Genomic DNA, 26,742 nt, shown 5'->3' with positions numbered 1-26,742 from the left:
CCCCTGAAATGGCCTCGCGTTTCAATGCACTGAAGGCGGATGCGGCCTGGCAGAAGCTGTGGGAAGACCGCCGCACCTTCGCCGCCCGCGACGATAGCCCGCGCCCCAAGAGCTACGTGCTCGAGATGTTCCCCTATCCGTCGGGGCGCATCCACATGGGCCACGTCCGCAACTATACCATGGGCGACGTGCTGGCGCGCTTCCGCCGCATGACCGGCTATGAAGTGCTCCACCCGATGGGCTGGGACGCGTTCGGCATGCCGGCCGAGAACGCCGCCATGGAAAAGGGCGTGCACCCCGGCGGCTGGACCCGCGACAACATCGCCACGATGAAGGCGCAGCTCAAGCGCCTGGGCTTCGCGCTCGACTGGACGCGCGAGCTCGCGACCTGCGAGCCGGACTATTATGGCCATGAGCAGGCGCTGTTCCTGCACCTCTATGCGGCCGGCCTGGTCTACCGCAAGGAATCCGCGGTCAACTGGGATCCGGTCGACATGACCGTGCTTGCCAACGAGCAGGTGATCGACGGCCGCGGCTGGCGCTCGGGCGCGCTGGTGGAGAAGCGCAAGCTCTCCCAGTGGTTCCTGAAGATCACCGATTTCGCAGACGAGCTGCTCGACGGCCTCCAGACGCTCGATCAGTGGCCCGACAAGGTCAAGCTGATGCAGGAGAACTGGATCGGCAAGAGCCGCGGCATGAAGATCCGCTTCCAGGTCTCGGACGGCCAGCCGGTCGAGGTCTTCTCGACGCGCCCCGACACGATCTTTGGCGCGAGCTTCGTGGCGGTCGCCGCCGACCACCCGATCGCGCAGGCCGCCGCTGCCCGCGATCCGGAGGCACAGGCGTTCATCGACCGCTGCAAGCAGGGCGGCACCACCGCGGCCGAGATCGAGACCCAGGAAAAGCTCGGCTACGACACCGGCGCCACTGCGACGCACCCATTCACCGGGCTGCCGATGCCGGTGTTCATCGCGAACTTCGTGCTGATGGAATATGGCACCGGCGCCGTCATGGGCGTGCCGGCGCACGACCAGCGCGACCTGGATTTCGCGCGCAAATACCAGCTGCCGGTGCGCCGCGTGGTCGCCGACGGCGAGCACCGCGATCCGCTGTTCGAAGGCGACGAGGCCTATACCGGCGGTGGCCCGCTGGTGAACTCCGACTTCCTCGACGGCCTGGACGTGGACGCCGCCAAGGCGGCGGTGATCGCGCGCGGCGAGGCCGATGGCTGGGGCGAAGGCACGACCGTCTGGCGCCTGCGCGACTGGGGCGTCAGCCGCCAGCGCTATTGGGGCACGCCGATCCCGATCATCCATTGCGAGTCGTGCGGCGCGGTGCCGGTGCCGCAGGACCAGCTGCCGGTGGTGCTGCCCGAGGACGTCAGCTTCGACGTGCCCGGCAACCCGCTCGATCGCCATCCGACCTGGAAGCACGTCGACTGCCCCACCTGCGGCAAGCCGGCGCGGCGCGAGACGGACACGCTCGACACCTTCGCGGATTCGTCCTGGTACTTCATCCGCTTCGCCAGCCAGCCCAAGGACAAGCCGTTCGACAAGGACGTCGTCGCCCAGTGGCTGCCGGTGGGGCAGTACATCGGTGGCGTCGAGCATGCGATCCTGCACCTGCTTTACGCCCGCTTCTGGACGCGCGCGCTCAAGCGCACCGGCCTGATCGACGTGGCGGAGCCTTTCACCGGTCTGTTCACCCAGGGCATGGTGACGCACGAGACCTACAAGTCTTCGGACGGCCGCTGGCTGGGTCCTGCGGAAGTGCAGGACGGCGTGGAGATCGCGACCGGTGAGGCCATCACGGTCGGCCGCGTCGAGAAGATGTCCAAGTCCAAGAAGAACACCGTCGATCCGGGTCCGATCGTCGACCAGTATGGCGCGGACGCGGTGCGGTGGTTCATGCTGTCCGACAGTCCGCCCGAGCGCGACCTGCCGTGGAGCGAGGCGGGCATTGAGGGGTCGTGGCGCTTCGTCCAGCGGCTGTGGCGGCTGTTCGACGGCCTGGCCGAACAGGCGAACGCTGAGGGCAGCGACAAGGCGCTCGACCGCAAGCTGCACCAGACGATCGCCGGCATCGCCGCCGACGTCGAGGCGCTGGCGTTCAACAAGGCGGTGGCCAAGCTCTATGAGCTGACCGGCATGATCGAGAAGGCCGCGCCGTCCGCCTCGCGTACCCAGGCGATCCGCACGCTCATGCGGCTGGTGGCGCCGATGGTGCCGCACATCGCCGAGGAAGCCTGGGCCGCAAACGGCGGCGACGGGCTGATCGCAGACGCGCCCTGGCCGGAAGTCGACGCCGCGCTCTTGGTCGAGGACGAAGTCACCGTCGCGGTGCAGGTCAACGGCAAGCTGCGCGACACGCTGACCCTGCCCAAGGGCACCTCGCGCGAGGATGCGGAGGCCGCGGCGCTCGCCTCGGCCAACGTCCAGCGCGCGATGGAGGGCAAGCCGCCGCGCAAGGTGATCGTGGTTCCCGATCGCCTGGTGAACATCGTCGCATGATCCGGCGCGCCGCCCCGCTGCTGCTCGCCTGCCTGCCGCTGGCCCTCACCGGCTGCGGGCTGCGGCCGCTCTATGCGGGCGGCGAGTCCGGACCGGTGCGCGCGCTGCTCTCGGGCGTCGAGGTGGCCCCCATCCCCGGCCAGAACGGCTGGCTGATGTCGACGGCGCTGCGCGACCGGCTGCGTGCCGAAGGCGCACCGCGCTACCGGCTGCAGGTGGTGCTCGATGACGAGATCACCGGCCTGGGCGTCCGCCGCGACGATGCGGTGACGCGCGAGCGCCGGACGCTGCGCGCGCGCTACCAGCTGGTCGATGCCGCAAGCGGCGAGACGGTGCTCGACGCAACCGCGGGCTCCGACGTCGGCATTGACGTGGTGAGCTCCGAATATGCCACCATCGCCGCCGAGCAGTCGGCGCTGGAGCGGTTGTCCGGCATCGTCGCGGACCAGATCATCAGCCGCCTGGCGCTCTACGCGCAGCGGACCGACCTCCCCGCCGGGCAGTGAAGGCCAAGCCTGATACCCTCGGGCCGCGGCTCGACAAGCCGGCCCCCGACATCCGCCTCTACCTGCTGCACGGCCCCGATGAGGCGGGTGCGGCCGAGCTCGCGCAGCGGCTCGCCCGCGCGATGGGGCCGGAAGCCGAGCGCATCGAGTTCGAGGGCAGCGGGTTGAAGGCACGCCCCGGCGCGCTGGCCGACGAAGCCGCCTCGCTCTCGCTGTTCGGCGGTGCCCGCTACATCCGCGTCAATGCGATGGGCGAGGAGTCGCTGGAGGCGGTGACGCTGCTGCTCTCGGCCGAGCGCGCCGGCAACCCGGTGGTGGCGCTCGCCCCCTCGGTGAAGGGCACCGGCAAGCTCGTGAAGCTCGTGTCGGCCGCGTCCAACGCCTTTGAATGCGCCTGCTACGTGCCCGATGCACAAGCCGCCGCCCGGCTCGCGACGGCGCTCGGGCGCGACCAAGGCCTGCGCCTCAGCCACGAGGCGGCCGAGCATCTTGCGGTGGCAAGCGGCGGCGACCGGGCGATCCTGGCGCGCGAGATCGAGAAGCTGGCGCTGTTCCTCGACGCCGCCCCCGACCAGCCCCGCGACGCCGGCTTGCCCGCCCTCGACGCGATCGGCGCAGACCTGGGCGAGGCGGAGATGTTCGGCGCGATTGCCGCGATCGTCGGCGGCGATGCCGCCACCGCCGGCGCCGAGGTCGCCGCGCTCGAGGCCGGCGGCAACCACTCGGTGCCGCTGTTGCGCATGACGGTCCGCAAGCTCTTGTCGCTCGCCGAGATGCGCGCCGAGATCGACGCGGGGGATCGCCCCGCCGACGTGATCGAGCGCCACCGCGTGTTCTTTCGCGAGAAGCAGCCGACGATGGACGCGCTGCGCCGCTGGAGTTCGCCGCAACTCGCCCGCGCAATCGACCGGCTGCGGCAGACCGAGCGCGCGACCATGTCCGGCGCGAGCGCGGGGGACGTGCTGACCGCACACGTTGCGGTGGCGGCTGCGCGGAGTGTGCGGCGGTAAGGGGCGGCGTCCCTAACCCTACACGCCCAATCCTGACCTGCGCCTCCCCTCCTCCACCCCCCGTTCATCCCGAGTAGCCGTCGAGTAGCGGCGTAGCCGCGTATCGAGATGGCGTATCGAGGGAGGGTTGTCGCGCGGGACCGTACCTCGATACGAGCTCTCGATACGCTGCTGACGCAGCACCTCGATCTCTACTCGGCACAAACGGTGAAGGGAGGCGGCCCCGAACGAGGGGAAGGCGGGCGCGGTGCTTGCTGGCTCCCCGCCTCCTTTTGACGCCCGCGCAAAAGCAGGGCAGGGCGTCCGCAACCCCTTTCCTGGATTCCCGATGCCCACCGCTTCCGACCGCCGCACCTTTGCGATCATTTCCCACCCCGACGCCGGCAAGACCACGCTCACCGAAAAGCTGCTGCTGTTCGGCGGCGCGATCCATCTGGCGGGCGAGGTCAAGGCGCGCGGCGCCGCGCGGCGCGCGCGCTCCGACTGGATGAAGATCGAGCAGCAGCGCGGCATCTCCGTCACCTCGTCGGTGATGACATTCGAGCGCGAGGGCGTGACCTTCAACCTGCTCGACACCCCGGGCCACGAGGATTTCTCGGAAGACACCTATCGCACGCTGACCGCGGTCGATTCGGCGGTGATGGTGATCGACGTCGCCAAGGGCATCGAGAGCCAGACGCGCAAGCTGTTCGAAGTGTGCCGCCTGCGCAACGTGCCCATCATCACCTTCGTCAACAAGGTCGATCGTGAGGGGCGCCCGGTGTTCGAGACGCTGGACGAGGTCGCCGACCTGCTCCAGCTCGACGTCACGCCGATGACCTGGCCGGTCGGCATGGGTGGCGCGTTCGAGGGCATCTACGATCTGCGCAGCAACCGCCTGCTGCTGCCGGAAGGACCGAGCCGCGAGTTCCAGGGCAAGGTGGTCGAGACCACCGGCCTGGACGATCCCAAGCTCGACGAACTGCTCTCGGCCGAGGGCGTCGCCAAGCTGCGCGAGGACGCCGAGCTGGCGATGGCCGGCTATGCCGAGTTCGATGGCGAAGCCTATCGCAACGGCGACCTGACGCCGGTGTACTTCGGCTCGGCGCTCAAGGAGTTCGGCGTCGACTCGCTCATCAAGGCGCTTGCCGAATACGCCCCGCCGCCGCGCCCGCAGCCGGCCGAGCCGGCGCCGGTCGACCCGAGCAACCCGGAAGTCACCGGCTTCGTGTTCAAGGTCCAGGCCAACATGGACCCCAACCACCGCGACCGCATCGCCTTCATGCGGCTGTGCTCGGGCACCTTCAAGCGCGGCATGAAGCTGATCCCGTCGGGCCACGGCAAGCCGATCGCGGTCCACTCGCCGATCCTGTTCTTCGCGCGCGAGCGCGAGCTGGCGGACGAGGCGTTCCCGGGCGACATCATCGGCATTCCCAACCACGGTACGCTGCGCGTCGGCGACACGCTGTCGGAACGCGCCGACGTGCGCTTCACGGGCCTTCCCAACTTCGCGCCGGAAATCCTGCGCCGCGTCGCGCTCAAGGACCCGACCAAAACCAAGCAGCTGCGCAAGGCGCTGGACGACATGGCCGAGGAAGGCGTGACGCAGGTCTTCTATCCGGAGATCGGCTCCAACTGGATCATCGGCGTAGTCGGCCAGCTCCAGCTCGAGGTGCTGCTGAGCCGCCTCGACGCGGAATACAAGGTCGCCGCCGGGCTGGAGCCCGCGCCGTTCGAGACCGCGCGCTGGGTGTCCTCGGAGGATCCGGCGGACCTCAAGACCTTTGCCGACCTCAACCGCACCGCCATGGCCAAGGACCGCGACGGCAACCCGGTGTTCCTCGCCAAGTCGGCGTGGGAAGTGGGGTATGTGGCGGATCGCTATCCGAAGGTGCGGTTTGCGGCCACGCGAGAGCGTTAGGGTTCCGGCGCCCGTCCCGTTTGCTTCGAGCTTGTCGAGAAGCCGCCACAAACGCTCCGCTGAGAATCCCTGGGCTTCCGCCTCCGCGGGAGCACGGTGGTTCCCCGTTCCCCTGCCTCCCCGTTTACTTCGAGCCTGTCGAGAAGCAGCCACAAGCCACCCGCCAGCACTTCTCGACAAGCTCGAAGCAAACGGGGGGTGAGAGGCGCGACTGGTCCTCGCCCTCCCCTTCAGCATGACGAAGGTGGGAGGCTGAGCTCCCTTCACCCACTATTCCGCAGCGCCGTCGCAATCGCGTTGATCGACAGCAGGATACCCTCCCCGATCCGCGCATCCTCCTCGCCGGCACGATGCCGCTTCAGCAGCTCGATCTGCAGCAGGTTGAGCGGCTCGATGTACGGCAACCGCAACCGGATCGACGTCTCCAGCGCCGGATGCTTCTCCAGCAGCCGCGTCTGGCGGGTGACGGTGAGCAGCCCATCCTGCGTCGCCTGCCAGCCGTCGCGGATGCGCCCGAAGATCGCCTCCCCAAGCGCCCGATCCTCCACGAGCGCCGCATAGCGCGCGGCGATCCCCATGTCGGACTTGGCGAGCACCATCTCCATGTTGGCAAGCGTCGCGGCGAACAACGGCCAACCGCTCGCCATCTCGCGCAGCAGCCCCTTGTCCTCGAACGCGGCGATCGCCTGGCCGACGCCGTACCAGCCGGGCAGCATGACCCGCGCCTGCGCCCAGCTGAACACCCACGGGATGGCGCGCAGGTCCTCGATCGCGTCGGATTTCTTGCGGCTTGCCGGGCGCGATCCGATCTTGAGCCCCGCGATCTCGCTGATCGGCGTCATCTGGCGGAAGAAGGTTCGGAAGCCTTCGGTCTCATAGACCAGCCCGCGATAGGCGCGGAACGCCGTCTCGGAGAGCGTGTCCATCGCCGCGGCGAAGCGCTCGTAATCGGCAGGCGCCAGCCGCTCCGGCTCCAGGCTGGCCAGCAGGGTCGCGGAGGCCATCGCCTCCAGGTTCGTGGTGGCACTCGCGCGCGTGCCATATTTCGCGGCGATCACCTCGCCCTGTTCGGTGATGCGGATGCGGCCCTGGACGGTGCCGGGCGGCTGCGCCTGGATCGCCGCGAACGAGGACCCGCCCCCGCGCCCGACCGCGCCGCCGCGGCCGTGGAACAGCTGCATGCGGACCCCGGCCTCCTCGAACACCGGCCGGAGCGCGGTCGACCCGCGGCTCAGCTGCCAGGTGGAGGTCAGATAACCGCCATCCTTGTTGGAGTCGGAATAGCCGATCATCACTTCCTGGTGCCCACGCACGCTTGCCACCGCGGCCACCTCGGGCAGCGCGAACCAGGCGCGCATGATCTCGGGCGCTGCCTCCAGGTCACCGATCGTCTCGAACAGCGGGATCGCCATGACATGCGCCTGCGGCGGCGCGCCCGGTACGTACAGCCCCGCTTCCTTCAGGAGCAGGTTGACCTCCAGCAGGTCCGACACGGATTGCGCCATGGAGACGATATAGTGGCGGATGCAGTCGCGGCCGTAGCGGGCATGGGCCTCGGCAGCGGCGTGGAGAATCGCCAGCTCGGACGCCGTCTCCTCCGAATAGGCGGCATAGGGCGAGGTCAGCGGCCGCGGGCTCGCCAGCTCGCGGCGGAGCAGCGCCACCCGCGCGTCTTCGTCCAAAGCGGCATAGTCCTCCGCGACCCCGCCGGCCTTCAGGAGTTCGGCGACGACGCGCTCGTGCACGGCGCTGTTCTGGCGCATGTCGAGCGTTGCCAGGTGGAAGCCGAAGGTCTCCACCGCCCGGATGAGCCGGCCCAGGGCGCCGCCGCTCGCCAGGGGGCCGTTGCCGCCGATGGTGAGCGCATGCGCAAGCGCCGTCAGATCCTCCCGCAACGCAGCCGGGTCGGGATAGCGTTCGCCGTCCAGGGCAGCCGGCCGCGGCGGCGCCTTGCCTGTCAGTGCCCGATAGGTGGCGGCGAGCCGTGCGTAGATGCCCGACAGCGCGCGGCGGAACGGTTCGTCGGCGCGGCTTGCGGCCGTATCCCCGCTCCGTTCCGCCAGCGCCTCGACCCCTGCGTCGACGGTCGCATGTTCGGTCGAGATCGACAGCTCGGCGCCCAGCGCATGCACCGCATCCAGATAGTAGCCCAGCACCGCCTCGGCCGAGCGCGACAGCGCCAGCCGCAGCGAGTCCGCGGTGACATAAGGATTGCCGTCGCGATCGCCGCCGATCCAGCTGCCGGGGCGCAGGAACGATGCGGGCCGCGCGCCGAGCGCCCGCTCCCAGCGCGCGTAGAGCGCCGGCAGCGTCGGCAGGAACACGTCCCGCAGGTAGCTGAGCGCGGTCTCGACCTCGTCCGCCACATACAGCCGTTCCCGGCGCAGCACGCGGGTCTGCCACAGGAGCGCGATCTGCCGGACGATCGCCTCCTCGACCTGGTCGCCGTCCTCGGTCTCCTCTACGCCGCCATCCCGCAGCGCCATCAGTTCGGCGATGCGGTTGCGGTGGTCGATCATGCTCTTGCGCCGCACCTCGGTCGGATGGGCGGTGAGCACCGGCATCAGCAGCGCGTCGTCGAGCAGCGCGAGCACCGCATCGCGGCCGATGCCGTGCTTCCCCAATCGCTCCAGGGCATGGGCGACGTCCGCTCCGGCCTCCGCCGCCACGCCTTGCCGATCCTCGGCGAGGTTCGCGAGCATCGAGAACAGCATGAAGCCGCGCACGAACGCGATCGTCTCGTCCAGCGTCAGCCGGTCGAGCCCCGGATCGATCGCGTCCGCGCCAGCCACCCCGCGGTGGCGATCGACCGAAGTCGCGCGGATGTACTCGATGCGCTTGAACAGGTCCTCCCCGCCATAGGCGCGGATCACGTCGCCAAGCAGTCGGCCGAGGAAGCGAACATCGGGATTGTTGGTGATCGGGGGAAGGCTGGCCATGCCGGGTTGCTGCGCTGCGGAAGCGCTCTGGTCAACCAGCTCTTTTCGTTTCGTGCGTCAAAGCGACTCAATCCGTAGCAAAATTACCGCTACCAGAAGTTCTGCCCGGCGTGTCGCGCGGCCGGGCAGCACAAATTACACGTCGAGGTTGGCGACGCTCAGCGCGTTCTCCTGGATGAACTCGCGGCGGGGCTCCACCACGTCGCCCATCAGGCGCGTGAAGATCTCGTCCGCGACGTCCGCCTGCTCGATCGCGACGCGCAGCATCGAGCGGTTCTGCGGATCGAGCGTGGTTTCCCACAGCTGTTCCGCGTTCATCTCGCCCAGCCCCTTGTAGCGCTGGATCGACAGGCCCTTGCGCCCGGCGGCGAGAATCGCGTCGAGCAGCTGGCTGGGCCGTGCGATCAGCACCTCGCCCTTGGCGGCGGTGACGGGCGTCGCCTCGCTCTCTTCCAGGTCCGCGACCGGATTGTCGGCATCGCTCGCCTGGGCGCCGCGCGCCGGCACCAGCTTGCCCGTGGCAGCGTAGCTCTCGACCTCCTCGGCCGTCAGCGCGTGGAGCTTGCGCCCCTCGGCCGAGGTCAGGAAGGCGGCCTCGATCACATGGTGATCGGTGACGCCGCGCCACACGCGACGGAAGTGGAGCGCCCCCTCTTCGGAGATGCTGGCACTCCAGCGGGCGTCGCCATCGGTGCTGTCGAGGCGCCGAACCGCATCCGCCAGCCGCTCCTCGCGCTGGGCACGCGACGCTTCGGGGTCGAGCGTGCCGGACAGCGCCAGCACCTCGACGATCTCGGGGGCATAGCGGCGGGGGACGTAGCGCATCAGCGTGCGCATGCGCCGCGCATGATCCACGAGCGTCTTGAGGTCGCTGCCGCTGCGGCCACCGGCCGGCGTCTCCAGCACCTGCGCGGCAACGCCCGCGTCCACCAGATAGGCGTCCAGCGCGGCATCGTCCTTGAGGTACACCTCCGAACGGCCGCGCGTCGCCTTATAGAGCGGCGGCTGGGCGATATAGAGATGCCCCGCCTCGATGATCTGCGGCATCTGACGATAGAAGAAGGTCAGCAGCAGCGTGCGGATATGGGCGCCGTCGACGTCCGCGTCCGTCATGATGACGATCTTGTGGTAGCGCAGCTTCTCCAGGTTGAAGTCGTCGCGGCCGATGCCGGTGCCCATCGCCTGGATCAGCGTCCCGATCTCGCGCGACGAGAGCATCCGGTCGAAGCGCGCACGCTCGACGTTCAGGATCTTGCCGCGCAGGGGCAGGATCGCCTGGAAGTGGCGGTCACGGCCCTGCTTGGCCGATCCGCCGGCCGAGTCGCCCTCCACCAGGAACAGCTCGGACTTGGCGGGGTCGCGCTCCTGGCAATCGGCAAGCTTGCCGGGCAGCGAGGCGATATCCATCACCCCCTTGCGCCGGGTGAGCTCGCGCGCCTTCTTGGCGGCCTCGCGCGCGGCGGCGGCGTCAATCACCTTCTGGATGATCTGGCGCGCGACCGCCGGGTTTTCCTCCAACCACTCCGCCAGCTTGTCGGCCATCAGGCTTTCGAGCGGCTGGCGGACTTCGGAGGAGACCAGCTTGTCCTTGGTCTGCGAGCTGAACTTGGGATCCGGCAGCTTGACCGAGACGATCGCGGTCAGCCCCTCGCGCATGTCGTCGCCGGTAAGGGTGACCTTCTCCTTCTTCAGCGCGCCCGACTTGTCGGCATAGTTGTTGATCGTGCGGGTCAGCGCCGCACGAAACGCCGCCAGGTGCGTGCCGCCATCCCGCTGCGGGATGTTGTTGGTGAAGCACAGCACGTTTTCGTAATAGCTGTCGTTCCACTCCAGCGCGACATCGATGCCGACGTCGTCGCGGTGGCCGGTGATCGCCACCGGATCCGGCATCAGCGGCTGCTTGTTGCGGTCGAGCCACTTCACGAAGGCAGCGATGCCGCCCTCGTAGAACAGCTCCACTTCGCGCCGCTCCTCGTGTCGGGCGTCCGCCAGCACCAGCCGCACGCCGGAGTTCAGGAACGCGAGCTCGCGATAGCGATGCTCGAGCTTGTCGAAGTCGAACTCGATGTGGTTCTTGAACGTGCCGCCGTCGCCCGGCGCCTTCTCGGTCGAGGGCAGGAAGGTCACGCGCGTGCCGCGCTTGCCCTCGGCCTTTCCGACCACCTTGAGGGGCGCCACCGCATCGCCGTGGCGGAACCGCATGTAGTGCTCCTCGCCGTCGCGCCAGACGGTCAGGTCCAGATATTCGGACAGCGCGTTGACCACCGACACGCCGACGCCGTGCAGGCCGCCGGACACCTTGTAGGCGTTGTCGTCGGACGTGTTCTCGAACTTACCGCCCGCGTGCAGCTGGGTCATGATGACCTCGGCCGCCGAGACGCCCTCCTCCGGGTGGATGCCGGTCGGGATGCCGCGGCCGTTGTCCTCGACCGAGACGGACCCGTCGGGATTGAGCGTGATGAGCACCCGGTCGCAATGGCCGGCAAGCGCCTCGTCGATCGCGTTGTCGCTCACCTCGAACACCATGTGGTGGAGGCCCGAGCCGTCGTCGGTGTCGCCGATATACATGCCGGGGCGCTTGCGAACCGCGTCCAGGCCCTTCAGGACCTTGATCGATTCCGCGCCATATTCATTGGAGTTGGGGTTCGTCGCCATACCGAGGATATAGGGATTCACCCCCAGGAACGGAAGCAAAATGCGGGCGTTTGGGCCCCCTCAGCCGACCTTGCTGAGCCAGAATGCGGCCAGGAAACCGGCGACGGCGATCAGGCCGGTATATTCATGCGTGTTCTCGGTCGCCTCCGGGATCATGGTGTCGACCAGCATGGCAAGGATCGCGCCTGCGGCGACAGCGGTGATCACCGCGACCAGATCCGCACTCGCGTCCGCCAGCAACAGATTGCCGAGCAGCGCCGACAGACCCGACGCGACCGCGATCGCGGTCCATACGCCGAAGATATAGGCGGTGGACCGCCCCGCCTTCTTCATGCCGGCGGCAGAAGAAAGGCCCTCGGGGATGTTCGAGAGGAACACCGCGGCGACCACCGTGGTGCTCACCCCCGTCCCGCCGATCAGGCTGATGCCGATGACGATCGACTCGGGAATGCCATCCAGCAGGGCGCCGAGTGCGATGGCGCCGCCGCCTCCTTCGCTCGCGTGCGGCTGCGTCTCCGTGCTCTCGGTTCCCGAGCGCTTGCGGTGCCGGGCGCCCCGGCGCGAGAGCCAGACGTTGCCGGCGGTGTAGAGGGCTGCACCGCCAACGAACCCGGCGGCGGTCGCATCGAGCCCGCCGCGGGCGAACGCATCGTCCATCAGGTCGAAGGCGACGGCGGAAATGAGGACGCCCGAGCCGATCGCCATCACGGCGGCGATCAGGCGCTGCGGCAGTTGCACTGCGCCCGCGATGGCGGCGCCGATCAGCAACGCCGAGCCGCCGAGGAGGCCCCAGAGCCCTGCCTCGAGCCAGGTCGGCATCAGCCGACCGGCATGTTCAAGAAGGTGGGGCAGCGCCGCATGCGCAGGTCAACGCAGCAACGGCGTTTCGGTGCCCCCCGAAGAGTCGCGCGCCTTAGCGCGCGACGCCCTGGCCGCCGCCACCCGGACGCCGACCGCGCCCACCCCGGCGCGGGCCGCCGGGACGCGCACCCGCCGGACGCTCGCCCGCGGGGCGCTCGCCTGCCGGCTTGCCCTGGCCACCGCGCGACGGATTGCCGACCGGGCCGCGACCCGAACCCGCGGGCTTGGCGCTGTGCGTGGCGCGCGGACGGGGCAACTGGCGATCGCCCGGAGCACGCTCGGGCCGATCGGGCGCATGCGGTGCGCGCGTCGCCTTGATGTTCGCCGCCTCGGCCAGGAAGTTCTCCGGCAGCGGCACCACCTCGATCTTCTGACGGGTCAGCTTCTCGATCTGGCGCAGATAGGGGCGCTCGTCCTCGGCGCAGAACGCAAAGGCGATGCCATCGGCACCGGCGCGCGCGGTGCGGCCGATGCGGTGGACGTACTGCTCGGCCACGTTCGGCAGCTCGAAGTTCACGACATGGCTGACGCCCGAGACGTCGATGCCGCGCGCGGCGATGTCGGTCGCCACCAGGATCGGCACCTTGCCCGAACGGAACTCGCCGAGCGCACGCTCACGCTGCGGCTGCGACTTGTTGCCGTGGATCGCGTTGGAGGCGATGCCGTTGGCGGCCAGCAGCTTCACGACACGATCGGCGCCATGCTTGGTCCGGGTGAACACCAGCGAGCGATCGATCTTGTTGTTGCGGAAGAACAGGGTCAGCAGCGCCTGCTTCTCCTGCTGCTGCACGAAGGTGACATACTGCTCGACGCGCTCGGCGGTGGAGGAGACGGGCGCCACCTTCACCTCGGCCGGATGGGTGAGGTACTTGTCGGCGAGGTCGCGGATGTCCTTGGGCATGGTGGCCGAGAAGAACAGCGTCTGGCGATCCTTCGGCACCATCGACACGATGCGGCGCAGCGCGTGGATGAAGCCCAGGTCGAGCATCTGGTCGGCCTCGTCGAGCACCAGGATCTCGAGCTCATTCAGCGCCAGGCACTTCTGGTCGATCAGGTCGAGCAGGCGGCCCGGGGTGGCGACCAGGATATCGACGCCGGCCGCCACGTCGCGGATGTTGCGCGCGACGGGCACGCCGCCGAACACGGTTGCGACATTCAGCTTGGTGTACTTGGCGTAGGTGCGGGCATTGTCCGCGATCTGGCTGACCAGCTCACGGGTAGGCGCCAGCACCAGCATGCGGCAGCGCATCGGCTTGCGGCGGACGTTGGCCTTCACCAGCAGGTCGAGCGACGGCAGCACGAAAGCCGCGGTCTTGCCGGTGCCGGTCTGGGCGATGCCGAGCAGGTCGCGCTGCTCCAGCACGATCGGGATCGCGTCGCGCTGAATCGGCGTCGGCTCGGTGTAGTTCTTCTCGGTCAGGGCATCGAGAAGCGGCTTGGAAAGACCAAGGGACTGGAAGGACATGGAATACCTGTCAGTAGCCGGCACGCGCGGCCAGACGGCACGCACGGGAAGGCGGGGCAAAAATGCGACCCGCGTGACTTGGGAAGCCGGTGGAGCGCGACGCGAGCCTCGGCCGCAAGGCCGGATCACGCTGCTTGTTTGAAGCGTCGCTGCGGTGTGGCAGATGCGCCCGCCATCCCGAAAAGTCAAGGTTGCGGCCCGACCACCCGTCCATCGACGACGTGGAAGCGCGTCGCCTCTGGCCCGATCGCGTCGAACAAGCCTGGCTCGGTGCCGGTCAACCAGACCTGGCCGCCGCCTGCCAGCCGCTCGAACAATGCCGCCCGGCGGCCGGGATCGAGATGCGCCGCCACCTCGTCGAGCAGCAGCAGCGGCGGGCGCCCGGCCCGCTCGGCGACCAGCGCGGCATGGGCAAGCACCAGCCCCAGCAGCAGCGCCTTCTGCTCGCCCGTCGAGCAGCGATGCGCCGCCTGTCCCTTTTCCAGGTGCACCACCGCCAGGTCGGACCGATGCGGCCCCGCCAGCGTCCGCCCCGCCGCCGCGTCGCGGGTGCGGCCGGCGGCGAGTTCCGCCCGCAGCCGATCGGCATCGCCGCCCCACCCCTCGATCGAGAGCCCGGCCCGCGGAAAGGCACCGGCAGGGCTCGCCGCGATCCGCTCTGCCAGCATGGTCACCGTCGTCCGGCGCGCCGCATCCACCGCCGCGCCATGTTCGGCCATCCGCGCCTCCAGCGCCGCGAGCCACTCGGGATCGGCCGGGCGATCGTCGGCCAGCAGCCGGTTGCGCTCGCGCATCGCCGCTTCGTAGCGGCTAGCGTGGCTGGCATGGCCGGGCGCGAGCGCCAGCGCCAGGCGATCCAAGAAACGCCGACGCTCGCCCGCGGGTTCGACGAACAGCCGATCCATCGCCGGGGTCAGCCACAGCACCGTCAGCCACTCGGCCAGCGCCATGGCCGTCGCCGGCGCGCCGTTGATCCGCACCAGCCGCCGCTCGGGCGCATCGGGCCGGGTACCGGTGCCAAGCGCGGTATCGTCCGCCAACACCGCCGCCACGCCAAAGCCGCCGCTGCCGCCCTGGCGCGCCATCTCGGACAAGGGCGCGCGTCGAAGGCCGCGCCCCGGCGCCAGCAGCGACACCGCTTCCAGCACGTTGGTCTTGCCCGCCCCATTGTCCCCGGACAGCACGACGAAGCCCGGCCCGGGTGCGAGCACCGCGTCGGCATGGTTGCGAAAGTCGGTGAGGGACAGGCGCGCGAGCATCGTTGGCGCCGCTGTAGCGCAACCCGCGCCCCAGCGCGACGCAACCTTCCGGCCCGCAGGGAATTGCCTTCAGCGGAACCGAGAAAAGGGGATGATGATGCGGAAATGGTGGATTGCGGCGGCAGCACTGGCGGTGGCGGCCTGCGGGGCGCAGACGCCGCAGGAGCGCGAGGCCGACCAGCTGCGCGATGCCGCAGAGGCGCAGGCCGACGCCATCGAGGCGCAGGCTGGAAACGTGTCGGCAGGCATGAAGGCCGAAGCCGAGCAACTGCGCCAGCAGGCAGGCCAGGGCGGCGGCTATGATGCCCAGCGCTTGCAGGTCCGCGCCGAAGCCCGCGAGCGCGAGGCCAAGCTGGTCGAGGAACAGGCCGAAGCAAAGGCCCGGGCAGTCCGCGACGAGGGCAAGGCAAAGGCCAGCGCGCTGCTGGCGAAATAGCGGCGGCGCGGCCGGTCGCACTTGGGCCTGCGGTTAATCCGCGCCTGTACCCCGACGAAGGCCGGGGCCCAGTTGGGAAGCATTGGCGAGGAGCGCGTGGCCTTACCGCGCGCGCCGCAACTGGACCCCGGCCTTCGCCGGGGTACCGGATGGGTCAGGGTGCAGGAGCGCCGAAGCGCGCCTCACACCCGCATCGGCATCAGCACGTACAGCGCCGGCGACTTGTCGTTCTCGCGGATCAGCGTCGGGGCTGCCGCGTCGGCCAGGTGCACCTCGCAGAGGTCGCCCTCGATCTGACCCAGGATGTCGAGCAGGTAGCGGCTGTTGAAGCCGATCTCGAACGGCAGCGCGCTGTAGTCGCCGGGTACTTCCTCGGCAGCCGCGCCGTTCTCCGGGCTGGTCACGGACAGGGTGATCTTGTCGCGGTCGAGCGCCATCTTCACCGCGCGGGTCTTCTCCGTGGCGATGGTGGAGACGCGGTCGACGCCCTCCATGAAGCTCTTCGGATCGAGCTTGAGCAGCTTGTCGTTCGCGGTCGGGATGACGCGCGAATAGTCCGGGAAGGTGCCGTCGATCAGCTTGGAGGTGAGGATCGCCTGCCCCAGGTCGAAGCGGATCTTGGAACCCGACAGCGACACGCCGACCGATCCGTCGACCTCTTCGAGCAGCTTGCGCAGCTCGGCCACGCACTTACGCGGCACGATCACGTCCGGCATCTTTTCGGCGCCTTCCGGACGCGGCAGCGTCACGCGTGCCAGCCGGTGGCCGTCGGTCGCCGCCGCCTTCAGCACCGGCTCGCCGCTCGCATCCTCGGACACGTGCAGGAAGATGCCGTTCAGATAATAGCGCGTTTCCTCGGTCGAGATCGCGAAGCGCGTCTTGTCGATGATCTGCTTGAGCATCTCTGCCGGCAGTTCGAACTGCGTCGGCAGCTCGCCCTCGGCGATCACCGGAAAATCGTCGCGCGGCAGCGTGGCGAGGTTGAAGCGGGCGCGGCCCGCCACCACCGTCAGCCGGCCCTCGGCCGCCGACAGCTGCACCTGCGCACCCTCCGGCAGCTTGCGCGCGATGTCGAACAGCGTGTGCGCCGAAACCGTGATCGCGCCCGGCTGGTCGACCGCCGCTGCGATCGTCTCGTCAATCTGCAGATCCAAATCGGTTGCCATCAACCGCATCGAGCCGTTCTCGGCCGCCTCGATCAGCACGTTCGACAGGATCGGAATCGTGTTCCGCCGCTCGACGACGGATTGGACGTGGCTCAGCCCCTTCAACAGGGTCGCGCGTTCGATCGTCGCCTTCATCTTTTCAAAACCCCCGGGCGCCCGCCCTAGTCCTGGCCACCCGGTCGGGTGGGATTGGTCCGTTGTCTCACCTCTAGCGCGCAAAAAAGGGCCGGAGCAAGCTGCTCCGGCCCTCCTTGTTTCCGATTGCGCATGCCGTCTGGGTGGTATCGCCCTGACGGCGCGGCAAGCGGCGCCCGCTTAGAAGCGCATGCCGACGCCGACCAGCACCTGGTGACGGTCGGTATCCACGTCGAAGCTGTCGGTCGTGTTGCCGTCGAAGCGGAAGTCTGCGCTCGAATAGTTCGAGTAGCGGTACTCGAGCTTGGCATAGGTGTTGGTGCCGATCGACTGCTCGACGCCGGCGCCGACGCGATAGCCGTCCAGCTCATAGTTGCGGTCGAGGTCCACGTCGCCGTTCACGCCCTGCACGTTCAGCTTGGCGTTGGTGTAGCCGGCCTTGGCATAGACCAGGGTCTGCGGCGTCGCGAGGATACCGGCGCGCACGCCGACATAGATGTCGCGGCCCGGTGCCACGCGGCCATAGCCGAAATAGTTCGGATCGCGCGTGTCGGTCTTGGTCTTGCCGGTCGAGTCGGTCAGTTCCGCCTCGAGGCCCAGCACGGCGCCCGAAACGGCGAAGTCATAGCCGACGTCCACACCATAGAGGAAACCGTCCACGGTCTGGTCGTCGCCGTCGATGTCCGAATCCTCGCTGCTGCCCGGACGAACCGCGTCATAGCCGGCGACCACGCCGACGCGCGGGCCGGTGAAGTTCGGGTTGACGTCCTGCGCCATCGCCGGGGCGGCGAATGCGGAGGAAGCGGCCAGCAGGCCCAGAGCGACGTAACGCATAACAAACTCCTGAATTGCTGCCCGAGGTACGCCGGGCACAGCGCTCAAATAGGCGACGCGCCGGCAGGTTTCATGAACCCCAGCTAAACAGGGATTTTCGTTGCATTCGCGCAACAGGGGCTTGAAAGCAGGGCCATGGTGAACAAGGCACGGCAGGGGCGCGACTTCATCGCGCGGCATGGCGAGACGGTCTACAACGTGGCCCGGCGCATGCAGGGCGACCACCTCCACATCCCGCTCACGCGCGCCGGTTTTGCCCAGGCGGATGCGATGGGGGCGGCGCTTCGGACGCTGCTCGGGCCGAAGCCGAAGCTGACGCTCTGGGCCTCTACCGCCGGCCGCGCGCTCCAGACGCTGGCGATCATCGCCGAACATCTCGAGCTCGATTGGCACCAGGCGCGCACCGACGCGCGGCTCGTCGAGATCGGCATGGGGCAGTGGACCGGACGCTACTATCGGGATGTCGCGGCCGAGTCGCCGGACTTCATGGACGAGGAGCATCGCCTCTACCGCCGTCCGCCTCCAGGTGGAGAGTGGTACGACGCAATCGCGGCCCGCGTCTCCGGCTGGCTCGCCGACACCGACGCAGATCCGGGCGACCGGCTGGTGATCATGCACGGCATGTCGAGCCGCGTGCTGCGCGGGCTGATGACCGGCCTGGACGTGATGCCGCAGTTCGCCGCGCCCGTCGCGCCCGACCTGCCGCAGGGCTCGATCGTCCGCATCGAACACGGCGTGGAGACGGTCGTACATCTCGGCAGCGGCGACATCGCGCACTCGGCGCCGGCATGATCGCAACGCTGCTGGCGGCGGCCGCGCTCGCGCAGGCGCCGGCCGCCGCGCCGCCCGCGCGGCGCACCCTCGGCATCTTCGAGCGCTGGGGCGCCTTCGCCGATGCCGCGCCTCGGCGCTGCTATGCGATCGCCAAGCCGATCTCGCGGCGGACGGCGCTCTATCCGTTCGCCAGCATAGCGATTTGGCCCGGTGCCCACGCCCGCAACCAGCTCCACCTTCGGCTCAGCCGGCGGCGTGCGCCCTCGGCGCAAGTGACGCTTTCCGTCGGCGATCGCCGCTTCCCACTGCGCGCCGGTACGCTCGACGCCTGGGCGCCGGACGCCGCCGCCGATCGCGCGATCGTGTCCGCGATGCGCTCCGCGCGCAGCATGAGCGTGGAGAGCCTGGCCGAGGGCGGCAGGCCGTTCGTGGACGTCTATGCACTGAAGGGCGCAGCGACCGCGATCGACGCGGCGGCGCTCGCCTGCCTGCCCGCGTAGCACGTCCCGAAACGAAGCCGGCGGCGGGCATGGAAATTGCCTGCAAATTCGACTATATGCGCGCCCATGCTGACAGTGTCGACGCCGCCGATGCCCATTCCGGGGCACATCGATCCCGTGCCCGTGCCCCGTGCAACGGCCAAGGCGCCGCGCCCGGATGGCCGCGTCGACCTGGTCGGGCTGTCCAAGCCCGCCATCCGCGAGGCGCTGGAAACTGCGGGCATGGAGCCGAAACAGGCGAAGCTTCGCGCCAAGCAGCTGTGGCACTGGATCTACAACCGCGGCGCCACCGAATTCTCGGCCATGACCGACATCGCCAAGGCGCAGCACCCGTGGCTGGCCGAGCGCTTCGTCGTCGGCCGGCCGGATGTGGTCGAGGCGCAGGTCTCGTCCGATGGCACGCGCAAGTGGCTGCTGCGCTCGCCCGACGGGCAGGATTACGAGATGGTGTTCATCCCGGACGCCGATCGCGGCACGCTGTGCGTCTCCAGCCAGGTGGGCTGCACGCTCAACTGCCGCTTCTGCCACACCGGCACGATGCGGCTGGTGCGCAACCTCACCGCGGGCGAGATCGTCGGCCAGGTGATGCTGGCGCGCGACGCGCTGGGCGAATGGCCGTCGAGCCCCGAGGGGCGCATGCTCACCAACATCGTGATGATGGGCATGGGCGAGCCGCTCTATAACTTCGACGAGGTGAAGACGGGCCTCCAGATCGTCATGGATGGCGATGGTCTCGCCCTGTCCAAGCGGCGCATCACTCTCTCCACCTCGGGCGTGGTGCCGATGATGGCACGCGCGGGCGAGGAGATCGGCGTGAACCTGGCGGTCTCGCTCCACGCCGTGACCAAGGAAGTGCGCGACGAGATCGTGCCGCTCAACAAGAAGTACGGCATCGAGGAGCTGCTGCAGGCCTGCGCCGACTATCCCGGCGCCAACAATGCGCGGCGCATCACCTTCGAATATGTGATGCTCAAGGACAAGAACGACAGCGACGCCGACGCGCATGAGCTCGTCCGCCTGCTGCGCAAGTATCAGCTGCCGGCCAAGGTCAACCTGATCCCGTTCAATCCCTGGCCGGGCGCGCCGTACGAATGCTCGACGCCGGATCGGGTCAACGCCTTTTCCGACATCGTGTTCGAGGCGGGCATTTCCGCGCCGGTGCGCCGCCCGCGCGGCCGCGACATCGACGCCGCCTGCGGCCAGCTGAAGACCGCAGCCGAGAAGAAGAGCCGCGCGCAGCTGGATCGCGAGGCCGAGGAAAAGATGGCGGCGCTCGGCTGAGCCCGTCATGGACTGGAGTGTCATCGGGCTTGCCGCCCTGGCGGGCTGCGTCGGCGGCGCGATGAACGCGCTCGCCGGCGGCGGTGCCTTCGCAACCATGCCGGCGCTGGTCGGGATCGGGCTTCCCGCCACGATCGCGAATGCCACCAGCAACGTCGCGATGCAGCCTGCCGCCATGGCGAGCGCCTGGACCTACCGCCGCGGACTCGAGCCGCTGGGCGGCCTTTCGATCCGGCTGCTGAACAGCGTCAACTTCGTGGCGGCGCTGGTCGGCAGCTATCTGCTGGTCGTGACACCGCCGACGGCGTTCGACGTGATCGTGCCCTGGCTGCTGCTCTTCGCCTTCGGGGCGATCGCCGCGGGCCAGCGCGGCGCCGCCTGGCTGCGTGCCCATGCAACGATCGGCCCGCGCACGCTGATCGCGGCCCAGCTGCTGCTCGGCGTCTATGGCGGCTATTTCGGGGGCGGCATCGGCATGATGATGACGGCGGTCTTCGGGCTCCTCGTCGGCACCGATCCCAAGCGGATGGCCGCACCCCGCACGCTGATCCTCGCCACCGCAAACCTCGCCGCCGCCGGCGTGTTCGCGGCCTTCGGCATGGTCGCCTGGGCAGCCTGCCTCCCCATGCTCCTGGGTGGCATCCTGGGCGGCTGGGGCGGCGCCTGGCTCGGCGATCGCCTGTCGGCCCGCACCATCCGGCTCTGGACGCTAGCGGTGACCGGCGTCACCACCGCCGCCTTCTTCTGGCGCGCCTACGGCTGATCAGCCCGGTCGCCGCATCGCCCGCTCGATCGCCGGCCGATCAAAGGCATGCTCAGAATATTGGCCGTCCCGTTCCACCCAATGCAGGAACAGGTGCGCCGACCAGCTGTTCGGATTGGGCTCGAGCCGCCCGTGCAGCCGGTGCGTTCCCCGGTAGAGGACGGCATCGCCCGGCGCCATCGCCACCGACCCATAGCCGCGCGACCCGAAATCTTCCGTCACTTCGCCGGTCGGCCGCTCCCCCCCCTCCGTAGCCACGGAGAGGGCCCAGGGCTTGTCTTCCCCATAGGCGATGGTCAGCGAGAGGCTGTGCTCGCACGAAGGCCGGTCATAATGGACCCGGCAGATGTCCCCCTGCTGATAGGCCCGGAAATAGGCGTAGGTGGGCAGCAGCGCCCGCCCGGTCGCCTGTGCCATGCGCGGGGTGAGCCCCCAGAGAAAGGCCAGCATCGGCGCATATTGGTATGCGTAGAGCTCGATGGCCCCGTCCACGCAGCAAGGGTCCTTCCGCGACGAAGGACTGCAGTGGCCTGCCGGCCGCCTCCAGATCGGCGCGCATCCGCATGTAGAAGGCGTCGAGAATCTCGCGCGGAAATAATCCCCGAAGCGGAACATAGCCATCCCGCCAGTAGGTCTCTGTCTCGGAAGCTCGATCCTGGTCCGTCATGGGATCAGAATACGGATGTCGCAGCGCGAGTGCGAGCGCCTTCTATGCCGGCCGTCGCATGTGAAACAGCGCGTCTTCGGCGATTTCGAAGTAATCGGCCGGGCCGCCGCCGCGCACGATCGGGCGCGCGCGGGCGGTCTGGTAGATGCCGTCTTCCAGCAGCGCCGTGTCGATGTGGATGCCGACTGCCTCGCCCAGCACCAGCCACTGGTCCAGCGCGCGGCCTTCCTTGGTCTCCAGCCGGACGATCTGGGTCACCTTGCACTCGAACTGCACCGGGCTGCCTGCCACCCGCGGCGCCGCCACCAGGCGGGAGGGCAGCGCCTCCAGCCCCGCGAGCGTGAACTCGTCCGCATCGCCCGATGCCGAACTCGCGTTCACCGCTTCCGCCTGCGCGCGCGTCGCCAGGTTCCAGACGAACTCGCCCGTCGCCTCGCAATTGGCCAGGCTGTCCTTGCGGCCCTGGGACGCGAAGCCGATCAGCGGCGGCCGATAGTTGAACGCGTTGAAGAAGCTGTAGGGCGCCAGATTGCGCCGGCCATCGGCACCCAGCGTGCTGATCCAACCGATCGGGCGGGGCGCGACGATCGCGTTGAAAGGATCGTGCGGCAGGCGGTGCCCGTCGGCGGGCTCGTAGAAGTGGAAGTCGGTCATGGCCGCTCCTAACGCGTGAGCCGGCCGGGGGGCTACCCGCAGGCAGCCGCACGGTCTATCGTTCTGCCGGTGAGCCGCCAGCCGCCCCGCGCCGTCTATCGGCACCGTCCGCTCACCCGGCTGTGGCACTGGGTCAACGCCGTCGCAATCTTCGTGATGATCGGCAGCGGGCTCATGATCCTGAACGCCCACCCCCAGCTCTACTGGGGCGACTATGGCGCGAACTTCGACCACGCCTGGATCCGCTTCGACCGGTTCCCGGGCTGGATCACGATCCCGTCGACCTACAATCTCGCGCTTGCGCGCCGCTGGCACCTGTTCTTCGCGCTGGTGCTCGCGTTCGGATTGCTGATCTTCCTGATCGGCAGCCTCCTCAACCGGCACCTCTCGCGCGACCTCACGATCAGCCGTGGCGAGCTCTCGCGGCGGCACCTCCGGGCAGATTTTCGCGCCCACCTGGCCTTCCGCTTCCACGATCCGGAGGCGCCGCGCGACTACAACAGCTTCCAGAAGCTGAGCTACATCGCGATCCTGTTCGTCGCGCTGCCGGTGGTGATCCTGACCGGCCTCACCCTCTCGCCCGGCATGAACGCGGCCTGGCCCTGGCTGCTCGACCTGTTCGGTGGCCGCGCCTCGGCGAGGTCGATCCACTTCCTCGCCGCCGCCGCCATCACGCTCTTCACAGTGGTGCATCTGGTGCTGGTGATTCTCGCCGGCCCGATCAACGAAGTCCGCTCGATGATCACCGGCTGGTGGCGCGTACCCGAAGAGGAGCAGCCATGAGCCGCATCCTCACCCGCCGCCGCGTCCTCGCCGGCATGACCGCAGGCGCCGCCGGCCTCGTTTCCGGTTGCGACCAGCTGGGGGAGTCGCCCGCCGTCCGTGGCCTGCTGTTCAAGGGCGAGGACGCGCAGCGCTGGCTGCAGCGCGGGCTCACCGCCCGCAACGCGCTCGCGCCCGAATACCGCGCTGACCAGCGCTCGCCGATCTTCCGCTCCAACGGCACTGCACGACCCGACACGTCCGCCTATGCCGCGCATGCGGCCAGCGCGTTCGCCGACTGGCGGCTCGCCGTCGACGGCCTGGTCGCGCGGCCGTTGTCGCTCTCGATGGCGCAGATCCGCTCGATGCCCGCGCGTACCCAGATCACCCGCCACGATTGCGTGGAGGGGTGGAGCGCGATCGGCAAGTGGAGCGGCCCCCGCCTGTCGCGCCTGCTCGACCTCGCCGGCCTTCGCGACCAGGCCCGTTACATCGTCTTCCACTGCGCCGACCGGCTGGGCGGGCGGCCCTATTACGAATCGATCGACCTGATCGACGCCTTCCACCCGCAGACGATCCTCGCCTGGGCGATGAACGATGCGCTGCTGCCGGTCCCCAACGGCGCGCCGCTGCGCCTCAGGGTCGAGCGCCAGCTCGGCTACAAGCACGCCAAATATGTCGAGCGGATCGAGGCGGTGGCGAGCCTGGACGGCATCGCCGGCGGCAAGGGAGGCTTGTGGGAGGATATCGCCGACTACGATTGGTACGCCGGCATCTGACGCCTCAGTCGGCGGAGAACGCCGGCTCCAGCGCGTTGATGCCGGCATGGACCCGCGCCTCGATCTCGGCGCGGGAGAGGCCGGCCGGAATGGGCGTGCCGAAGCGCAGCGTGATGGTGCCCGCATGCTTCACGCCCTTGCGCGGCCACAACGGCCCACTGTCGAGCGCGACCGGCACCACCGGCATCGCGAGCGCCTTGTAGAGGCCGGCGAAGCCCGAGCGCAGCGGCGGCGTCTCGCCCGGCAGGACGCGGGTGCCCTCCGGGAAGATCAGCACCGCGCGGCCGGCGCGGCGCGCTTCCTTGGCCTCGCGCAGCATCGCCCGCAGCGCGTCGGCGCCTCCCGCCCGGTCGATGCCGATGCTGCCGTAGCGCTGCGCCGCACGGCCCCAGAACGGGATCTGGGTCAGTTCGCGCTTCATCACGATCACCGGCGCGCCGATCCGCCACGCCAGTTCCAGCGTCTCGAACATCGCCTGGTGCTTGGCCGCGAACAGGAACGGTCCTTGGGGAATTTCCCCCTCGATCCGGACATGGATGCCGAGCAGCCAGCGGGCGAGTGCGCCCTGGGCGCGTGCCCATCCTTCCGCATGGCGCCGCAACGCCCTGGGTCCCGCCAGCGCGACCAGCGGCGCGGCGAGAACGATGGCGATCGTGAGGGCATAGAAGACGAGGTTGAACGCAAGCGTCCGCAGCCAGGCGATCATACGCCCAGCCCCAGCCACAGGACCACGCGCCGGACCAGATATTTGTTGTACTCGTCGAACAGGATGCCGAAGCGCGGCGTGCCCGGGACGGGATCGGCGATCACCTCCACCCGATCGTCGAGCGCATGGCGAAGCTCCAGGGCGGCGCGTGCCATGTGCCAGTCCGACGTCACCAGCCGCACGGTGCCATAGCCGTGGGTTCGGACCCAGTCCGCGGTCTCGTCGGCATTGGAGCGGGTATCGACCGCCTCATGGCCCAGGTCCACGCAGCAGGCGAACACCCGCGCCGGCACCTTGTACGCGGCCGCCAGCTCGCCGGGGCGAACGTCCGGGTCGACGCCGGTCACCAGCATCCGCTTGGCCTTGCCCGCGCGCACGACGGCCAGGCCGCGGTCTATGCGGCCGGGCGCGCCGGTCGGTACGACCACCGCATCGGTCACCAGCCCGTCCGGTGCCGGGCGCGGCAGCGCAACGGTGAACAGCGCGAAGCCCAGGACCCAGGCGATCAGCGCCACCGAGAACAGCCGCCAGATCACAGCACCTGCCCCAGCGCGCGCAGCACCGCGATGCGTGCGGCGACCATCGCCAGCAGCATGAAGGCGATCGGCGTGGCCACGATCAGCAGCCAGTCGGCCGTCGACAGCGCGAGCCCGGCGAGTACCTGCGACTCCAGGCCGCCGATCTGCAGCCCCACCACCAGCACCACCGCAAGACCTGCGACGGTGCCGATCAGCCCGCCCGTCAGCGTGTCGACGGCGATCCGCTGCTGGAACAGGCGGGCGATCTGGACATCGGTGGCGCCGAGCATGTGGAGGATGTCGATGGTCCCGCGGTGCGTGTCCAGCCCTGCCCGCGCCGAAAGCAGCACGACCGCAGCCGTCGCGGTCGCCATCACGGCGACGAGACCGAACGCGACCCAGCCGAGCGTGCGCAGGAAACCGCGCACCGGCGCCAGCCAACTCGCGTGCCAGTCGACCCGGGCAGCCGGCGTGGCGGCGTGGGCGATGCGGGTCACCGCCGCGACCGCAGCGTCGTCGCTCTGCCGCAGGTCCACGTCCACCATCGCCGGGATCGGCAGGTCGGCATCCAGCCCCGCCTCTCCCAGCCACGGCCGCATCAGCTCGGCCAGTTCGGCTCGGTTCACTTCGACGGCCTGCGCCACCATCGGCGCCTTGCGCAGCCCGGCGAGCAGCCGTGCGACCGCGGCATCGCGCTTGGCGGCGTCCGCCTCCACCACCTGCACGGTCAGCCGGCCGGCGAGCTGCCGGTCCAGCGCACCACCGGCACCCGCGACCGACAGGCCCATGGCTGCCGCCAGCACCGTCAGGAAGATCATGATCGCCATGATCCACACCATGGTGCGCCGTCCCTGCCGGTCGCCCAGCAGGCGCCGGTCGCTTGCGCGCATCGCCATCAGCGTGGTCCATCCGATGCGGGCGGGAAGCGCATCTGGCCGGTGGGGTCGATCAGCTTACCCCGCTCCAGCCGCATCATGCGCGCAGCCGGAATCCGCTGGAGCAGCTCATAGTCATGGGTCGCCACCACCACCGTGGTTCCCAGCCGGTTGAGCGAATCGAACAGGTGCAGCAGCCGCTCGGCCATGTCGGGGTCGACGTTGCCGGTCGGCTCGTCCGCCACCAGGATCTCGGGCCGGCCGATCACCGCGCGCGCGATCGCGATGCGCTGCTGCTCGCCGCCCGAAAGCGTGGGCGGTGGCGCGTCGGCCCGGTCGGACAGCCCCACCCAGGCGAGCATCTCGTTGACGGGCACCGCCACGTCCGCCTCCGGCACACCGGCCACCCGCAGCGGCAAGGCGATATTGTCATAGGCCGACAGGTGCGGGACCAGGCGGAAGTCCTGGAACACCACGCCGATACGCCGGCGAAAACCGGGCAGACGCGCGCGCGGCAGCGTCACCGCGTCCTCGCCGAACAGCCGGATCACGCCCCGGCTCGGCCGCTGGGCGAGGTAGAGGAGCTTCAAGAGCGAAGTCTTGCCCGCGCCCGACGCGCCGGTGAGAAAATAGAAGGAGCCCGTCGTCAGCGTGAAGCTCACGTCCGACAGCGTCTCTGCCCCATTGCCGTAGCGAAGGCCGACATTCTCAAACTGTACGATATTGGCCATCGCTGGCGCCGGCCACCCCGTTTGAAGCTTCGCGGGCGCCGCCATCGCACAGCCGC

24 protein-coding genes are annotated in these 26,742 nt (G+C 69.3%); 11 read left to right on the top strand and 13 right to left on the bottom strand.

Features of this window, described 5'->3' with window-relative positions:
• Positions 1 to 8: 8 nt before the first annotated feature.
• The 4 genes from leuS to VPH46_RS04180 all read left to right on the top strand — a co-directional run bounded on the left by leuS (position 9) and on the right by VPH46_RS04180 (position 5,926).
• Positions 9 to 2,510, top strand: coding sequence for a leucine--tRNA ligase (leuS, locus tag VPH46_RS04195; protein ID WP_416609151.1), 2,502 nt, complete (start codon positions 9 to 11; stop codon positions 2,508 to 2,510).
• On the top strand, positions 2,507 to 3,016 hold the full coding sequence (gene lptE, locus VPH46_RS04190; protein WP_416609149.1) for an LPS assembly lipoprotein LptE: 510 nt from the start codon (positions 2,507 to 2,509) through the stop codon (positions 3,014 to 3,016). The genes leuS and lptE overlap by 4 nt, the downstream gene beginning before the upstream one ends.
• Entirely contained in the window at positions 3,013 to 4,026 is a 1,014-nt protein-coding gene (gene holA, locus VPH46_RS04185; RefSeq protein WP_416609147.1) for a DNA polymerase III subunit delta, read from the top strand. The genes lptE and holA overlap by 4 nt, the downstream gene beginning before the upstream one ends.
• Before the next feature lie 328 nt (positions 4,027 to 4,354).
• Positions 4,355 to 5,926 (top strand): peptide chain release factor 3, encoded by a 1,572-nt coding sequence (locus VPH46_RS04180; RefSeq protein WP_416609145.1) that lies wholly within the window; start codon positions 4,355 to 4,357, stop codon positions 5,924 to 5,926.
• Positions 5,927 to 6,189: 263 nt separating this feature from the next.
• On the opposite strand, the gene ppc is transcribed toward VPH46_RS04180, so the two are convergent.
• The 5 genes from ppc to recF all read right to left on the bottom strand — a co-directional run bounded on the left by ppc (position 6,190) and on the right by recF (position 15,105).
• Positions 6,190 to 8,865, bottom strand: coding sequence for a phosphoenolpyruvate carboxylase (gene ppc, locus VPH46_RS04175; protein WP_416609143.1), 2,676 nt, complete (start codon positions 8,863 to 8,865; stop codon positions 6,190 to 6,192).
• 135 nt (positions 8,866 to 9,000) lie between these two features.
• Complete coding sequence (gyrB, locus tag VPH46_RS04170) at positions 9,001 to 11,520, bottom strand: DNA topoisomerase (ATP-hydrolyzing) subunit B (protein ID WP_416609141.1); 2,520 nt, start codon at positions 11,518 to 11,520, stop codon at positions 9,001 to 9,003.
• Positions 11,521 to 11,580: 60 nt separating this feature from the next.
• A complete protein-coding gene (locus tag VPH46_RS04165; protein WP_239433863.1) occupies positions 11,581 to 12,339 on the bottom strand; it encodes a ZIP family metal transporter in 759 nt (252 codons plus the stop codon).
• A 94-nt stretch (positions 12,340 to 12,433) separates the two neighbouring features.
• Positions 12,434 to 13,846, bottom strand: coding sequence for a DEAD/DEAH box helicase (locus VPH46_RS04160; protein ID WP_416609138.1), 1,413 nt, complete (start codon positions 13,844 to 13,846; stop codon positions 12,434 to 12,436).
• A 185-nt stretch (positions 13,847 to 14,031) separates the two neighbouring features.
• Positions 14,032 to 15,105, bottom strand: coding sequence for a DNA replication/repair protein RecF (gene recF, locus VPH46_RS04155; protein WP_416609136.1), 1,074 nt, complete (start codon positions 15,103 to 15,105; stop codon positions 14,032 to 14,034).
• Positions 15,106 to 15,196: 91 nt separating this feature from the next.
• Here recF and VPH46_RS04150 point away from each other — a divergent pair, with 91 nt between their 5' ends.
• Entirely contained in the window at positions 15,197 to 15,541 is a 345-nt protein-coding gene (locus VPH46_RS04150; RefSeq protein WP_416609133.1) for a hypothetical protein, read from the top strand.
• Between the two features lie 182 nt (positions 15,542 to 15,723).
• On the opposite strand, the gene dnaN is transcribed toward VPH46_RS04150, so the two are convergent.
• Together dnaN and VPH46_RS04140 are read right to left on the bottom strand one after the other, a co-directional pair.
• Complete coding sequence (gene dnaN / locus VPH46_RS04145) at positions 15,724 to 16,842, bottom strand: DNA polymerase III subunit beta (protein ID WP_125959455.1); 1,119 nt, start codon at positions 16,840 to 16,842, stop codon at positions 15,724 to 15,726.
• A 180-nt stretch (positions 16,843 to 17,022) separates the two neighbouring features.
• Entirely contained in the window at positions 17,023 to 17,676 is a 654-nt protein-coding gene (locus VPH46_RS04140) for an outer membrane protein (protein WP_132882853.1), read from the bottom strand.
• A gap of 135 nt (positions 17,677 to 17,811) precedes the next feature.
• Between VPH46_RS04140 and VPH46_RS04135 the strand changes: the two genes are divergently transcribed.
• The 4 genes from VPH46_RS04135 to VPH46_RS04120 all read left to right on the top strand — a co-directional run bounded on the left by VPH46_RS04135 (position 17,812) and on the right by VPH46_RS04120 (position 20,994).
• A complete protein-coding gene (locus VPH46_RS04135; RefSeq protein WP_416609131.1) occupies positions 17,812 to 18,468 on the top strand; it encodes a histidine phosphatase family protein in 657 nt (218 codons plus the stop codon).
• Positions 18,465 to 18,950 (top strand): hypothetical protein, encoded by a 486-nt coding sequence (locus VPH46_RS04130; RefSeq protein ID WP_416609129.1) that lies wholly within the window; start codon positions 18,465 to 18,467, stop codon positions 18,948 to 18,950. The genes VPH46_RS04135 and VPH46_RS04130 overlap by 4 nt, the downstream gene beginning before the upstream one ends.
• A 66-nt stretch (positions 18,951 to 19,016) precedes the next feature.
• On the top strand, positions 19,017 to 20,231 hold the full coding sequence (gene rlmN / locus VPH46_RS04125; protein ID WP_125959459.1) for a 23S rRNA (adenine(2503)-C(2))-methyltransferase RlmN: 1,215 nt from the start codon (positions 19,017 to 19,019) through the stop codon (positions 20,229 to 20,231).
• A 7-nt stretch (positions 20,232 to 20,238) separates the two neighbouring features.
• The gene (locus tag VPH46_RS04120) at positions 20,239 to 20,994 is read left to right on the top strand and encodes a sulfite exporter TauE/SafE family protein (protein WP_416609127.1); all 756 of its coding nucleotides are present in this window, start codon (positions 20,239 to 20,241) and stop codon (positions 20,992 to 20,994) included.
• Here the strand turns inward: VPH46_RS04120 and VPH46_RS04115 are convergent, their stop codons facing one another.
• Together VPH46_RS04115 and VPH46_RS04110 are read right to left on the bottom strand one after the other, a co-directional pair.
• Positions 20,995 to 21,486 carry a hypothetical protein gene (locus VPH46_RS04115; RefSeq protein WP_416609124.1) on the bottom strand — a complete coding sequence of 164 codons (492 nt, stop codon included), beginning with the start codon at positions 21,484 to 21,486 and terminating at the stop codon, positions 20,995 to 20,997. It abuts the gene before it with no gap.
• Between the two features lie 217 nt (positions 21,487 to 21,703).
• Positions 21,704 to 22,315, bottom strand: a complete 612-nt coding sequence (locus VPH46_RS04110) for a flavin reductase family protein (protein ID WP_416609122.1) — start codon at positions 22,313 to 22,315, stop codon at positions 21,704 to 21,706.
• 69 nt (positions 22,316 to 22,384) lie between these two features.
• On the opposite strand from VPH46_RS04110, the gene VPH46_RS04105 reads away from it, so the two are divergent.
• Positions 22,385 to 23,098 carry a cytochrome b/b6 domain-containing protein gene (locus tag VPH46_RS04105; protein WP_416609286.1) on the top strand — a complete coding sequence of 238 codons (714 nt, stop codon included), beginning with the start codon at positions 22,385 to 22,387 and terminating at the stop codon, positions 23,096 to 23,098.
• Entirely contained in the window at positions 23,095 to 23,856 is a 762-nt protein-coding gene (locus tag VPH46_RS04100) for a molybdopterin-dependent oxidoreductase (protein ID WP_416609119.1), read from the top strand. The genes VPH46_RS04105 and VPH46_RS04100 overlap by 4 nt, the downstream gene beginning before the upstream one ends.
• Positions 23,857 to 23,860: 4 nt before the next feature.
• Here the strand turns inward: VPH46_RS04100 and VPH46_RS04095 are convergent, their stop codons facing one another.
• From VPH46_RS04095 to ftsE, 4 genes are read right to left on the bottom strand one after another with little or no spacing between them, the layout of a single operon-like run.
• Complete coding sequence (locus VPH46_RS04095; RefSeq protein ID WP_416609117.1) at positions 23,861 to 24,562, bottom strand: lysophospholipid acyltransferase family protein; 702 nt, start codon at positions 24,560 to 24,562, stop codon at positions 23,861 to 23,863.
• A complete protein-coding gene (locus tag VPH46_RS04090) occupies positions 24,559 to 25,098 on the bottom strand; it encodes a YdcF family protein (protein ID WP_416609114.1) in 540 nt (179 codons plus the stop codon). The genes VPH46_RS04095 and VPH46_RS04090 overlap by 4 nt, the downstream gene beginning before the upstream one ends.
• Positions 25,095 to 25,976, bottom strand: a complete 882-nt coding sequence (locus VPH46_RS04085; RefSeq protein WP_416609112.1) for a cell division protein FtsX — start codon at positions 25,974 to 25,976, stop codon at positions 25,095 to 25,097. The genes VPH46_RS04090 and VPH46_RS04085 overlap by 4 nt, the downstream gene beginning before the upstream one ends.
• Complete coding sequence (ftsE, locus tag VPH46_RS04080; protein WP_416609109.1) at positions 25,976 to 26,686, bottom strand: cell division ATP-binding protein FtsE; 711 nt, start codon at positions 26,684 to 26,686, stop codon at positions 25,976 to 25,978. The genes VPH46_RS04085 and ftsE overlap by 1 nt, the downstream gene beginning before the upstream one ends.
• Between the last annotated feature and the right edge of the window lie 56 nt (positions 26,687 to 26,742).

It is taken from the genome of Sphingomonas sp. MJ1 (PH-R8), assembly GCF_048058635.1.
Taxonomy (GTDB): domain Bacteria; phylum Pseudomonadota; class Alphaproteobacteria; order Sphingomonadales; family Sphingomonadaceae; genus Sphingomonas.
The sequence above is the reverse complement of the archived record's forward strand: the minus strand, read 5'-3'. Positions and strand labels throughout refer to the sequence as shown.